General features: G+C 41.5%; 14 protein-coding genes. 13 read left to right on the top strand and 1 reads right to left on the bottom strand.

The annotated features are described in order from the left end of the window. The first annotated feature begins 198 nt into the window (after window positions 1-198). A complete protein-coding gene (gene glmS, locus SM123_RS09580) occupies window positions 199-2007 on the top strand; it encodes a glutamine--fructose-6-phosphate transaminase (isomerizing) (RefSeq protein ID WP_320909502.1) in 1809 nt (602 codons plus the stop codon). Window positions 2008-2065: 58 nt separating this feature from the next. Here glmS and SM123_RS09575 read toward each other — a convergent pair whose 3' ends face one another. Next, complete coding sequence (locus tag SM123_RS09575; protein WP_320909501.1) at window positions 2066-2923, bottom strand: 5'-nucleotidase, lipoprotein e(P4) family; 858 nt, start codon at window positions 2921-2923, stop codon at window positions 2066-2068. 428 nt (window positions 2924-3351) lie between these two features. Between SM123_RS09575 and SM123_RS09570 the strand changes: the two genes are divergently transcribed. From SM123_RS09570 to SM123_RS09515, 12 genes are all read left to right on the top strand, one after another. Beyond that, window positions 3352-4362: a uroporphyrinogen decarboxylase family protein gene (locus tag SM123_RS09570; RefSeq protein ID WP_407073123.1), complete on the top strand. Its 1011-nt coding sequence runs from the start codon at window positions 3352-3354 to the stop codon at window positions 4360-4362. 17 nt (window positions 4363-4379) lie between these two features. Further along, entirely contained in the window at window positions 4380-4580 is a 201-nt protein-coding gene (locus tag SM123_RS09565; protein ID WP_070590392.1) for a hypothetical protein, read from the top strand. Window positions 4581-4678: 98 nt separating this feature from the next. Further along, entirely contained in the window at window positions 4679-5680 is a 1002-nt protein-coding gene (locus SM123_RS09560) for a uroporphyrinogen decarboxylase family protein (RefSeq protein ID WP_070590395.1), read from the top strand. A gap of 27 nt (window positions 5681-5707) precedes the next feature. After that, window positions 5708-6586 carry a transporter substrate-binding domain-containing protein gene (locus SM123_RS09555; protein ID WP_003004175.1) on the top strand — a complete coding sequence of 293 codons (879 nt, stop codon included), beginning with the start codon at window positions 5708-5710 and terminating at the stop codon, window positions 6584-6586. A 66-nt stretch (window positions 6587-6652) separates the two neighbouring features. Next, window positions 6653-7345, top strand: a complete 693-nt coding sequence (locus SM123_RS09550; protein WP_003004525.1) for an amino acid ABC transporter permease — start codon at window positions 6653-6655, stop codon at window positions 7343-7345. 3 nt (window positions 7346-7348) lie between these two features. After that, complete coding sequence (locus tag SM123_RS09545) at window positions 7349-8035, top strand: amino acid ABC transporter permease (RefSeq protein WP_049489359.1); 687 nt, start codon at window positions 7349-7351, stop codon at window positions 8033-8035. Window positions 8036-8054: 19 nt separating this feature from the next. Continuing rightward, window positions 8055-8819 (top strand): amino acid ABC transporter ATP-binding protein, encoded by a 765-nt coding sequence (locus SM123_RS09540; RefSeq protein ID WP_320909499.1) that lies wholly within the window; start codon window positions 8055-8057, stop codon window positions 8817-8819. A 108-nt stretch (window positions 8820-8927) separates the two neighbouring features. Further along, window positions 8928-9317 carry a DUF1310 family protein gene (locus SM123_RS09535; protein WP_070660953.1) on the top strand — a complete coding sequence of 130 codons (390 nt, stop codon included), beginning with the start codon at window positions 8928-8930 and terminating at the stop codon, window positions 9315-9317. A gap of 166 nt (window positions 9318-9483) precedes the next feature. Continuing rightward, window positions 9484-9870: a DUF1310 family protein gene (locus SM123_RS09530; RefSeq protein WP_118228553.1), complete on the top strand. Its 387-nt coding sequence runs from the start codon at window positions 9484-9486 to the stop codon at window positions 9868-9870. A gap of 2 nt (window positions 9871-9872) precedes the next feature. Next, on the top strand, window positions 9873-11489 hold the full coding sequence (locus tag SM123_RS09525) for a lipase family protein (RefSeq protein WP_320909498.1): 1617 nt from the start codon (window positions 9873-9875) through the stop codon (window positions 11487-11489). After that, window positions 11468-11848, top strand: a complete 381-nt coding sequence (locus SM123_RS09520; RefSeq protein ID WP_118397299.1) for a type III secretion protein — start codon at window positions 11468-11470, stop codon at window positions 11846-11848. Before SM123_RS09525 ends, SM123_RS09520 begins: the two co-directional genes overlap by 22 nt. 18 nt (window positions 11849-11866) lie before the next feature. After that, window positions 11867-12166 (top strand): hypothetical protein, encoded by a 300-nt coding sequence (locus SM123_RS09515; protein ID WP_320909497.1) that lies wholly within the window; start codon window positions 11867-11869, stop codon window positions 12164-12166. Window positions 12167-12344: the final 178 nt, after the last annotated feature.

Here is a 12344-nt window from a genome sequence, read left to right as displayed (position 1 = left end):
CAATCTTAACGCTAACTTAACTAGACCAATTTTCTTGAATTTCCTAGTTGACAAACTAGAAGAAGCATTGTATACTGACTCCGCTGGTTGCTTTTTGGTCAAATTAGACTAGACCAATTTTAAAGTAACTGAGAAATCGACCATGGGTCGTTTGACTAAGTAAAGGGGAAAGTATAGCAAGGCTATATCGTAAAAACTATGTGCGGAATCGTTGGTGTTGTAGGAAATACAAATGCTACTGATATTTTGATTCAAGGACTTGAAAAACTCGAATACCGAGGCTATGACTCTGCGGGTGTTTTTCTGGCTAGTGAAGGCAAGAGCCAATTGGTAAAGGCAGTTGGCCGTATTGCAGAATTGTCATCTAAGGCAGAAGGTGTCGAAGGGACAGCTGGGATTGGACATACCCGTTGGGCCACTCATGGAAAACCAACTGAGGACAATGCTCACCCACACTGCTCTGAAACAGGTCGCTTTGTTTTGGTCCACAATGGGGTGATTGAAAACTACCTTGAAATCAAGGAAGAATACCTAGCAGGTCACCATTTCAAGGGGCAAACAGATACAGAAATCGCCGCCCACTTGATCGGAAAATTTGCTGAAGAAGATGGCTTGTCTACGCTTGAAGCTTTCAAAAAAGCCCTCCACATCATCCGTGGGGCCTATGCTTTTGCTTTGATGGATGCGGAAGATCCAAGCACCATCTATGTGGCAAAAAATAAATCACCACTCTTGATCGGTCTTGGAGATGGCTACAATATGGTCTGCTCAGATGCCATGGCTATGATTCGTGAAACCAACCAATACATGGAAATCCATGACCAAGAGTTGGTCATTGTCAAGGCTGATAGCGTTGAAGTGCAAGACTATGATGGCAACGTCAAAGAACGGGCTAGCTATACAGCTGAACTCGACCTTTCTGATATTGGAAAAGGGACTTACCCATACTACATGCTCAAGGAAATCGATGAGCAACCAACTGTCATGCGTAAGTTGATCCAAGCCTATACATATGAATCTGGTCAAGTAGTAGTAGACCCAGCTATTATCAAGGCTGTTCAAGAAGCAGACCGCATCTATATCCTTGCGGCTGGTACCTCTTACCATGCTGGATTTGCGTCTAAAAAAATGTTGGAAGAGTTGACGGATACCCCAGTAGAACTCGGTATTTCATCTGAGTGGGGGTATGGTATGCCACTTCTCAGCAAGAAACCACTCTTCATCTTTATCAGCCAATCTGGTGAAACAGCTGATAGCCGCCAAGTATTGGTTAAAGCCAATGAAATGGGCATTCCAAGCTTGACAGTGACCAATGTTCCAGGTTCAACTCTTTCACGTGAAGCAGACATGACCATGTTGCTCCATGCTGGTCCTGAAATTGCGGTAGCTTCTACTAAGGCTTATACGGCTCAAATCGCAGCCCTTGCCTTTCTGGCTAAAGCTGTTGGGGAAGCCAATGGCAATGAGAAGGCCAAAGCCTTTGATTTGGTGCACGAATTGTCTATCGTTGCCCAATCGATCGAATCAACCCTTTCAGAAAAAGAAGTGATCGATGAAAAAGTTCGTGGCTTGTTGGAAACAACCCGCAATGCTTTCTATATCGGACGTGGTCAAGATTACTATGTTGCCATGGAAGCCAGTCTGAAATTAAAAGAAATTTCTTACATCCAATGTGAAGGCTTCGCTGCGGGTGAGTTGAAACACGGTACTATCGCTCTGATCGAAGAGGGTACACCGGTTATCGCCCTCTTGTCTGATCCAGTCCTAGCCAGCCACACACGTGGAAACATCCAAGAAGTGGCAGCACGTGGGGCTCATGTTTTAACCATTGCAGAGGAAAATGTCGCTAAAGAGACAGATGATTTGGTCTTGACAGCGGTTCACCCTTACCTCTCTCCAATCTCAATGGTGGTGCCAACCCAATTGATTGCCTACTTTGCAACCCTTCATCGTGGGCTCGATGTTGATAAACCACGGAACCTTGCTAAGTCTGTAACCGTTGAATAAATTTGTTTATATAGAAAAAAACATCCTCGTTAGGTTTTTCCTAGCGAGGATGTTTGCTTTATTTATCAAAACCTTGCAAGGCTTTGAGGCGTTCTTCTGTTTGTTCCTTGGCATCTAGTTTTTTACCTTGGTAAACAGCAGATTCCCATGATCCATACATTGGATTTGGGAAGATGATGAATTTTTCACCAAATTCTTTTTGCAATTCGTCCAATTTCTTGTCGCGATCAGCTTCAGAGGTCTTAGAGAAGTCTGCAAAGTCGACCAGGTTGTCCCCAAAGAGCAAGACAAGATTGGTCTTTTCTTGTACAGCTTGGCGACGGCCTTCTTTTGATTTGACGCCATCTTCTAAGAACATGAGGTGGTCACGTCCTTGAACAGGAATGCCTTCTTTTTCAAGGTTCTTGATGGTATCATCTACTTGAGAGGTTGTACGGTCAGAAATGTAGTAGATTTGAACCCCGTTTTGATCCGCATATTGAAGAAAATCTTTGGCACCTGGCACCGCTTTTGCGGCTGCTTTTTTCACCCAAACATCCCAGTCTTTAGGATTGAAGGCCATACCATCTTTGACGTTTTGAACTTGGTAAGGGCTGTTGTCTAAAACAGTTTCGTCCAAATCCAAGACGATGGAATAAGGCTTATCAGAAGGAGTTTGGAGGATCTCTTTCAAACGGTCAGTAGCGACATTGTAGCCTTGTAAATACAAAGCCTTGGTTTCTGCTGCCTTTTGGTACCAGAGAACAGACATGGTATTTTCTTGTGAGCGCTGTTGATCATAGGTCATCGTCACCTGATTTTTAGTGCTGCTTGCTTTTGTCTCTTGCGTTTTAGTGGTGTTGCTTCCACAACTCGTCAGTAAAATGACAGAAGCAAGAGCAGAAACGATGGTAAAGGTGGTTTTTGTTGTTTTCATAAACCGTACACTCCTTAAAATTATTCTACAAAAATTATACTCCTTTCAATCTTGCCTGACAAGAAAGAGGAGAAGGGGATCCAGGGAATGGTAAAATGAATAGGAAAGAAAGAAATGTTGATATGAAGGGCTTTTTCACCTCAATAGATGCCATTTTTCAGCTTAAAAGAAGGGGTATAGTTTTATGCTATAACCGGATCAAGAAAAGATCAAAGCGGTCCTTTTCTTCTAAAATGAAAGAATAAAGAAAGATACCCGCAAGTCCCTATTTTCAAGGACTTGCGTTTTTTTGATACCTTTCTTAATAAAGAAATTTTAAGGCCTTGATAGGGAAAATATATTAGTCAGCCACTTTTCGAGGTGATATCATGGTTACAAATTCCAGAAGGGAAGCAGTCAATCTTTCTGTTGGAGAAATATTGAGGAGGATGTACAGTATGAGTAAAAAAGAATTGGTTCTTCGTGCCATTCGAGGCGAAGCAGTAGAGCGAATCCCTGTAGGATTTTGGCTCCATTATGTGACCCAAGAAGAAAAAGAATTGGGGCTAGATAATCCGGCTGTAGTAGAAAAAAGTATTAAAGGACACCAACACTATGTTGAAGAAATTTCACCTGATTTTGTCAAGATCATGAGCGATGGCTTCTTCCGCTATCCGAGTGCACTTTATTCGAGAGAGATCCAATCAATCCAAGAATTGAAGGATATTCAACCGATTGGAGAGCATCATCCTTGGATTGAAAAACAAATTGAAGTGGTCAAGGAGATTCGTTCCCATTTCCATGAAGAAATTGCTTCTTTCTACAATATCTTCTCGCCCATTTCTTATTTGAAACGCTGGTTCCGTACGGATCAATCCCGTGGAGACCAAGTGATTGCAGACTTTATTAAGGAAGATCCAGAAACTTTAGCTCATGTCCTTGACGTGATTGCAGGAGACATCGCTAGTTTAAGTCGCCGCTTGATCCAAGAAGCAGGTGTTGAAGGGATTTACTTCTCAACCCAGCAGGTCCAAGATGAGCGTGTGACTGATGAAGAATACCGCAAGTTCATTGAGCCTAGCAGCATCGCTGTCCTAGAAGCAGCCAATGAAGCTGGAGGCATCAATATCCTTCATATCTGTGGTTTTGAAGGGGCCAGCAATGAAGTGGAACTCTTCAAGGATTATCCAGCTCAAGTCATTAACTGGGCGACCCATCATGAAGGCCTTAGCCTAGCCGCAGGTCGCAAACTTTTCGGCGATCGTGCCGTTTTGGGTGGTTTTGTCAATGGCAAGAAAGGCTTGCTCTACCAAGGGGAACGAGATGCTATTGAGCAAGAAACGCGTCGCTTGGTGGCAGAAGCTGGAAGCCGCGGTTTGATCCTTGGAGCAGACTGTACTGTGCCAGATGATTTCCAATTGGAACGCTTAGATTGGGTACGTCAAGCAGCTGTGTTGTAAGAAGAAAGGAGAGGGAGATGAAAAAGATCAATGTATGGTGTATCGTGGTAACCGTTTTGTTTTTGCTTCTAGGGCTTAGTAAAGCTGCTCTAGCAAGTAGTCAGGGGAAAGCAAAAAAAGATCCAGATATGGCAAGACTGGAGAAGATTCCAGCTCATAGCCTCTCCCTCCTTCGCCCGTCTGATCTAGCAGGAATTCTTCTTCTCGAAGATCAGTGATAAAAAAAGATGAAGAGCTTGATAAAAAATATATATTAGTCAAAGCATCATTGAAGTGATAAGATAACAAACAAGAAAAGATAGAACGAGGTAAGAACATGTCATCAAAAAGAGAATTAGTCTTAAAAGCTTTTAAAGGAGAAGCAGTCGACCGTGTGCCAGTTGGATTTTGGCATCATTTTACAACAGAAGAAGAATGGTTGAAAGGATTTTCAAATCCGGAAATTATTGAAAAAAACCTCAATGGCCATAAAAACTTCCTTCACAAGGTCAAACCAGACTTTGTCAAACTCATGAGTGATGGTTACTTTGCTTATCCAAATCCAGCCATTCACAAAGGCCTTGAAAATATCTCTGACTTAGCAGGGATTGAACCACTCGGAGCAGATCATCCATGGATCACAGAGCAAGTAGAGCTCGTTAAAAAAATCCGTGCCGGTTTTGAAGAAGACATTGTGGCTATCTACAATATCTTTGCTCCAGTGACCTACTTCAAATGGTTGGTCGGAGAAGTTTCAGGAGGAGATGACTTGATCGCCAACTTTATCGATCAAGATGCAGCAACTCTTAAAAAAGTATTGGATACAATTGGCCAAGATATTGCAAGTTTGAGCCAACGAATTATTAAAGAAGCAGGAGCAGACGGGATCTACCTCAGTGTTCAAAGTATCCAAGATGCGCGGGTTACACAAGAAGTCTATAAAAACATTATTGCACCGAGTGAACTCCATGTCTTAGAGGCGGCCAATGAAGCCGGTGGCGTAAATATTCTTCATATCTGTGGCTACGAAGGAGCTCGCAATGATATCCATCTCTTCACAGACTACCCAGCCCAAGTCATTAACTGGGCAGTCGGACCAGAAGGAATCAGCCTAGCAGAAGGACGCGAAATCTTCGGTGGACGCACGGTTCTTGGTGGCTTTGAAAATGGTAAAAATGGTCTTCTCTACACAGGAGATAAGGCTGCGATCCAAACAGAAACCAAACGCATCATCGAAGAAACAGGAACCACAGGCTTGGTCATCGGTGCCGATTGTACCATTCCAAGTGACATTGATGAAGAACGAATCGAATGGGTTCGTGAAGCTGCAGCAGAATAAGGAAAATAGAAAGAGGGAGAACAGAGTATGAGTAAAAAAACATGGATTATCGGTGGGGTGGCAGTACTTGCCATTGCAGGAGCAACCATTCTTGGACGGAGCTTGAACCATGCAAACGACAGCAAGGGCTCAACAGGATCGAACAAGGTGACAACCTTGAAAGTAGCCCACACTCAAAACTATGTACCGTATGATTTCGTTGATGAAAAAGGAGAATCAGATGGCTATGAAGTAGCCGTTCTCAAAGCCATTGACGAAAAACTACCAGACTACAAGTTTGAGTACACTGGAACAAGTGATGACGATCTCTTGATCGGTCTAGAATCTGGTAAATACGATATCGGAACCAAAGGAGCTTGGTATACCGAAGAACGTGCCAAGAAATTTATCATTCCAAAAGAACCAATCGGAGCAAGTATCATCGGATTTACCGTACGGAAAGAAGATGCGAATAAATACAAGAACATCGATGACTTCGCTAAAGAAAAAGGAAAATTGGTTCCAATTTCACCACAAAATGCGCAGTGGAATGTTATTAAAGAATACAATGAAAAGCATAAGGACCAACAAATCGAATTAACAGCTGCGGAATCTTTCAAAGTCGCAGATGCCTATGCTTGGGTTCTTGAAGGACGTTACGATGCCTTCTTTGACATCAAACTTTCCTTTGAAAAAGCTGTCACAGATAAAGATGGTTCTTACCACCAATATGCGGACAAACTGAGCTGGTTTGCCTACAAAGGAATTCCAACTTACCCATTGATCCATAAGGATAAGAAAAACGAAAAATTTGCGGAAGCATACAGCAAGGCTATCAAAGAATTAGAAAAAGATGGCACACTTGCTAAATTGTCGAAAAAATATTTCGGTGAAGATGTCTTCAGTTATGTAGATAAAGAGAAATAAGATGAAACTGGGTGCGTATAGCCCCAGCTTCCTTATTTCTATACGGATACAGAAAGGAAAAGAAACATGGTCTCATACGACATTTCCAAGGTCTGGTCATTTCTTCCAACCTTGGTCCAAGCTCTACCAGCGACCCTAGCTTTGATGGTGTTAACGACGGTTCTCGGTTCTGCATTTGGCTTGGTTTTGACCTGGGCACAAGTATCAGAAGATAAGGTAGGAGCAGGTCTGGCAAAAGGTTATGTCTTTACTTTGCGTTGTACCCCTCCGATTGTCTTGCTCTTTTTGGTCTTTTATGGACTTCCCCAATTTTTGAACTGGTGGTTGGGCATTGACATTGACCACTGGTCCAAGTTTGTCTTTGTCCTTGTTGCCATGTTTCTTCTCTTTGCCGCTATGATCTCTGAGGTCTTCAAGGCAGCCTATTTGGCCATTCCAAAAGGTCAGATGGAAGCGGGCTTGAGTATCGGCTTGACGCCAGCTCAAACCATTTGGCGAATTGTCCTTCCCCAAGCCTTTCGCGTGGCTCTTCCCAATATGACGACTGCCATCTTGAACCTCATGCGCGATGCCGCTTTGGCTTATACCATTGGCTTTATCGATATCATGGGAGCAGGCAACAACTTGATCAGCCGCAATCTTGGGAATTATTCCCTCGAAACGTATACAGCCGTCGCAGTGATCTACTGGGGAATTGCCCTTGTGATCTCCTTCTCCGCTCAACTCCTTGAGAAACGACTCAGTGTAACAGAAAGGTAGCTTATGGATTTCAATTTTATTAGTAAAGCATTTCTAGCCACCTTGGGTGGTGTTCCAGTGACCCTTCTGATCATGGTCGTATCGATTCTCTTGAGTTTTTTTCCGGCCCTCTTTTTAGCACTCGGTCAGATTTATAAGGTCAAAGGTGTTCGCAGTTTCTCAGTGATTTACTTAGCCTTTATCCGCGCGACGCCTCCGATTCTCTTGATTCTCTTCTTTTATAGTCTCTTTCCCAGCCTCTTAAATAGCTTTTTTAAGAGTATTGGCAGTCACTTTAATGTCTTTGAGATCAATCCCATTTACTATGCCTTTATCATCTTTAGCTTGATGACAACAGGGAGTCTGGCTGAAATTCTCCGGTCAGCCATTCTGACGGTGGATAAGGGCCAGCTAGAAGCAGCGCAAGCCATTGGTTTGACCAATCGCCAAGCCTATATCCGCATTGTTTTTCCACAAGCCTTGCGTTCAGCCCTTCCCAATTTGTGTAACTTGGTTATCAACTTGGTCAAAGGAACCTCCCTTGTCTTTGTCATGACCATCAAGGATATCACCGCCATTGCCAAGGTCGAAGCCTCTTATGGCTATCAATATTTTGAATCCTATCTAGTGATTTTTATTCTTTATATTGTCATTTGTGGGGTGATTCAGTGGGGATTCAATCACTTAGAAAAACGCCTGACACTCGCATAGAAGAAGGAGAAATAAGAAGATGTTAGAAGTAGAACACGTATCGAAAAAATTTAAGGACCACCAGGTCCTGGTAGATGTTAATCTCAAGGTCAACCAAGGGGATGTGGTCGTTATTTTGGGGCCATCTGGATCAGGAAAAACAACCTTCCTTCGTTGCCTTAACCACTTGGAAAAGGCAGATACAGGGCACCTCACCCTAGGTGGAAAAGAGTATGACCTCTCAAAACTCAGCAAAAAAGAGATTCTAGAAATCCGCCAAAAGACAGCCTTTGTCTTCCAGCATTACAATCTCTTTGCCAACAAAACAGCGCTTGAAAATATCTTAGAAGGCCTGGTTGTAGCCCGTAAGATTCCAAAAGAAGAAGCCATCCAACGGGCAGAATCAGCCCTTGAAAAAGTTGGTCTCCTCGCTTATAAGGATTACTATCCTTCTCAATTGTCAGGGGGCCAGCAGCAGCGGATCGGAATCGCGCGTGCCATTGCAGTGAAACCAGACGTGATCTTGCTAGACGAGCCGACTTCAGCGCTAGACCCAGAGTTGGTCGGTGACGTCTTAGATGTCATGAAGCAATTGGCCCAAGAAGGAGTGACCATGGTTGTCGTAACCCATGAGATGGGCTTTGCGCGTGATGTGGCCAACCACGTTATCTTTATGGATGGTGGACTCATCATCGAAGAAAACGAACCCCATGAATTCTTCAACAGTCCAAAAGAAGAACGAACCAAACAATTCCTTTCACGGATTTTATCCGATGCCACTTATAGCGTCGAATATATGATTTAACAGGAGACACACCCAGTAAGGGTGTGTTTTTTGGATTCTGGAAAAAATTTTTAAAAATTGGCTCATTTTTTAAAAATCATTACGAATAATATAAGTGAGAGGGAACATATGACTGATAAAAAACAACGATTAATGCTACTATTCTTACTGACTTTGTTTCTAGGAGGCTGCAGTCTTTTTACAGATAAAGCTGCTGAGAGAAGGGAAATGATTCAGATTGCAGAGAGTCAGAAGATGAAAGTGGCAATTGAAACCTATTTAAAAAATCTGGATCCAGAGGCATTAACTCCAAATGGGAAAATAAAGTCTTATAGAATTTTAAAAGATAAATTAAAATATAATCCAATGGAAGGAATTATTGTCGAAATTGTCATTAATAGGGATGATCGGTTGACGATTGATATGACGGTCATAGAAGAGGATTCAGGAGAATATCTTGTTGCCACATCAGGAACGCCTAAAGAATTAACGAAATTAATAGAAAGAGACAAGCAATAGCAACCTCATCTATTTTATAGAATTTATTGATTGGGCCAAGTATGTTACATCAATATGTAGTGCTTGTAACCTTTTGGCAATGTTTTTTAACAAAAGTAACATTTCAGGTATGGATGGAATTTTGTATAATAAATTCTAAGAAACCTGAAGAAAGAATGGGAAGAAGATGAAAAAAAGTAAATTTATTGTGTTGATAATGGTAGCATTTAGCCTGAGCTTAGGGGGATGTAGCTTTTTTAATGGACAATCTGCCAAGAAACAAGAAATGATTCAAATTGCAGAGAGTAAGAAGATGAAAGTAGCGATTGAAAATATGTTGAAAAAATTAGATCCTAAAGCTCTTACTCCAGAAGGAAAAATAAAATCATATAAAATTTCTAAAGATGATTTAGATTATAATCCGATGGGAGGGCTATTAGTAAAAATAGTTATAAATAATGATGAAAAATTAGTTTTAAGCACAACTATACAAGAGGATGCTACAACAGGGAAATATGAAGAGACCTATTTTGGGGAAACAGAGGAGTTAAGTGATTTATTAGATAAGGAGTGATAATGGCTAATAATTTAAATTTCAATGATCAACAAAATGTTAAAGCTGCTCTACTTGAATACGAAAAAGATGTCAAAATAAATGGAAAGTTTAAAATTGGGACGAAGAAAGACGAATACATTGGTAATGTTGCCCATATTTATGATAACGTAAATGACAATGAGGAGCAGGTCTTCGTTCTTACTAATAATGGCCAAGGCGCGCAACAAAATGCAGTCCCCTATACTGCTTCTGATGAAGCGCGTGCCCAAATCCATGACGTGACAGTCTTGATGAAGGGATCTGAAACTGAAACAAGTACACAAAAATTACTCCATGATACATTTACGGATTGGGTAAAGACAGATTTGCCTGCTGCTTCTAACATTCTTGGTCCCAATGGAGCGGCGAACTATGCGACAGATTATGCGAAAAGATTCACCAGAGATAAGATTAAGGAGAATTTGAAAAAAAGGGATGAAACTGCCGATTATAATATTTCGGAGCTTATTAGTTATCCGTTTAGTTTACTCGATAAAAATGTTGGAAATAATGTAAAAAGCTTTGTCAAGAGTATTAGAAGTAATCCAATAACAAATGCTTATCGTGAGGCGAAAGCAAATCTATATGGTATGGGAACGGATATTCTAATTGATAGTCAAGCAAAGTTTCCAGTATTTATTGGGGCTACCATTTTAAAAGAGTACAACAAAGATAGAGGTACTTTCCCGCCTCCGCAATTTAAAGATGCTGCAGCTCATTTGAAAGAGGTGATCCGAAAATACCCTAATGCCAAGATCGATCTATACGGTCACTCTCTGGGGTCTATGAATATTCAGTATGCGCTTGCCTGCTTGACGGAAGAAGAAGCGTCTCATATTGGGACTGTCCATCTATACAATGGTCCTAATGCCTATTCCATCTTAACACCCGAGCAAAAAGCGCGTATAGATTCGCTGAAGTACAAAATCTACAATCACATTGACCATAAAGATTTGGTTAGCTTGGGCTATCAGGATTCTGGAAGCAAGGAATCCAGTGGGATTGTCAAGCACCTCAAAACTAAGAATTTGAAAAATACTGGCCTGCAGCACATGATGCATGGTTATATCTATGATAAGGATGGGAATTTGGTTCTTGAAAAGGGAACGGAAGCCATCACTCGCAAGGAAATCATTGAAGAGCGGATGAAGGTTTACTATCGCCTAAAGGATAAATTGCAAAAAACAGGTGGTGGACTGAGCTCAAGTGAACGGATCTATCTGGATGCTTTGCAGGCGCGCTTGGCTTCTGATGAGCTGATTCGAGTAGTGGATGAAGGGCTGGAGCAAGCTCAGAAATCTAAGGCACAACTGGATACAGATTTAGAAGCTTTGGAGAAAGTATTACATACCGTTCCGAAAGGCTTCATTCTCAATCTTGCGGAAGTAGAAGAGGCCTATGCACAGGCTGGTGCAACAAAGCAAACAATTGTCACTGAAGTAAGAGAAAAGTTTGACAATCGTTTGGCTGCATATCAGTCCTTATCGAATGAATTCCATGCTTTAAACGAGCAAGTGAATGCAGGAATTGAACTCTTAAAAACAAAAGATCAAGAAATAGCAGGAGAAATGAACCAGTGGGAACAACTAGCTTATTAATTTCATCTACTCTTTCAAAAAAGGAAAAGAAACTAGATCACTTGGAAAGAGAGTTCCAAAAAGCGCGCTTGGAGTTAGATGAAAAGCGTTGCTTAGTGGAAAGAAAACAGCAGCTCTTCACCCAGATGCTGGAAGAAGAGTTTGCGATGGCAGCTTCCTTCTTACAAGAGCAGGAAGTTGATGTCAGTTGTGGATGGGAGTCCCTCCATCGCTGTATCGAAGAGTATGATCTCGAAGCTAGAGAAGCTGCACAAGTAGCCTTAAAACAGATCGAAATCGAGGAAGAGAATTTATGGCAATCCTACCGGAAAGATAGACGTCAACTGGAAGAGGAGTTTGCACAAGATAAAGTTTCATAGTATAGAAGAGGAGGAAGTATGGGTGATAGTCCAGTTAAAGATTTTTTTGATTTAGATATGAAAGATAAGATGAGGATCATCGAAAGTCGCAAGAAACTTGAAAAAGAATTAATACGGGTTGTCTATGCGCCCGTTTTATTGACCTGCAAGGCAGGAGTTGAGAAGCGTTACAATGATGGATTGACTGCGATTGCAACAGTAGCCGAAGAAGACGTCCAGGTAGTTGGAAAACAACTGGATCAGGCCATGGTGGGGCAATTTGCTAAAAATGTACAGACAGTTATTCAAGAAAAAGCTGGGAAATTTAAATCTATCTAGCCGAGAACTTCTATTTAAATATGGAATCTGGAGTGACTCCAGATTTTTTTAATAAATTTAAAAAATTATGTAAAAAAGCGTTGACAAAAGAATCAGTCTGCGTTATAATAATTTATGTAAACAAAAAGAGGTTGAAAAACTTACTGGTTTACAAGATCAATAGTGGAAAGGAGATGGT

Source organism: Streptococcus sp. S5 (assembly GCF_034134805.1).
In the GTDB taxonomy this organism is placed as follows: Bacteria; Bacillota; Bacilli; order Lactobacillales; family Streptococcaceae; genus Streptococcus; species Streptococcus lingualis.
This window is presented reverse-complemented; position numbering and strand designations above follow the sequence as displayed.

Excerpts from the sequence above, each read along its gene's own strand:
- glmS (WP_320909502.1), top strand. The coding sequence starts at position 199 with ATGTGCGGAATCGTTGGTGTTGTAGGAAATACAAATGCTACTGATATT.
- SM123_RS09575 (WP_320909501.1), bottom strand. The coding sequence starts at position 2,923 with ATGAAAACAACAAAAACCACCTTTACCATCGTTTCTGCTCTTGCTTCT.
- SM123_RS09570 (WP_407073123.1), top strand. The coding sequence starts at position 3,352 with ATGTACAGTATGAGTAAAAAAGAATTGGTTCTTCGTGCCATTCGAGGC.
- SM123_RS09565 (WP_070590392.1), top strand. The coding sequence starts at position 4,380 with ATGAAAAAGATCAATGTATGGTGTATCGTGGTAACCGTTTTGTTTTTG.
- SM123_RS09560 (WP_070590395.1), top strand. The coding sequence starts at position 4,679 with ATGTCATCAAAAAGAGAATTAGTCTTAAAAGCTTTTAAAGGAGAAGCA.
- SM123_RS09555 (WP_003004175.1), top strand. The coding sequence starts at position 5,708 with ATGAGTAAAAAAACATGGATTATCGGTGGGGTGGCAGTACTTGCCATT.
- SM123_RS09550 (WP_003004525.1), top strand. The coding sequence starts at position 6,653 with ATGGTCTCATACGACATTTCCAAGGTCTGGTCATTTCTTCCAACCTTG.
- SM123_RS09545 (WP_049489359.1), top strand. The coding sequence starts at position 7,349 with ATGGATTTCAATTTTATTAGTAAAGCATTTCTAGCCACCTTGGGTGGT.
- SM123_RS09540 (WP_320909499.1), top strand. The coding sequence starts at position 8,055 with ATGTTAGAAGTAGAACACGTATCGAAAAAATTTAAGGACCACCAGGTC.
- SM123_RS09535 (WP_070660953.1), top strand. The coding sequence starts at position 8,928 with ATGACTGATAAAAAACAACGATTAATGCTACTATTCTTACTGACTTTG.
- SM123_RS09530 (WP_118228553.1), top strand. The coding sequence starts at position 9,484 with ATGAAAAAAAGTAAATTTATTGTGTTGATAATGGTAGCATTTAGCCTG.
- SM123_RS09525 (WP_320909498.1), top strand. The coding sequence starts at position 9,873 with ATGGCTAATAATTTAAATTTCAATGATCAACAAAATGTTAAAGCTGCT.
- SM123_RS09515 (WP_320909497.1), top strand. The coding sequence starts at position 11,867 with ATGGGTGATAGTCCAGTTAAAGATTTTTTTGATTTAGATATGAAAGAT.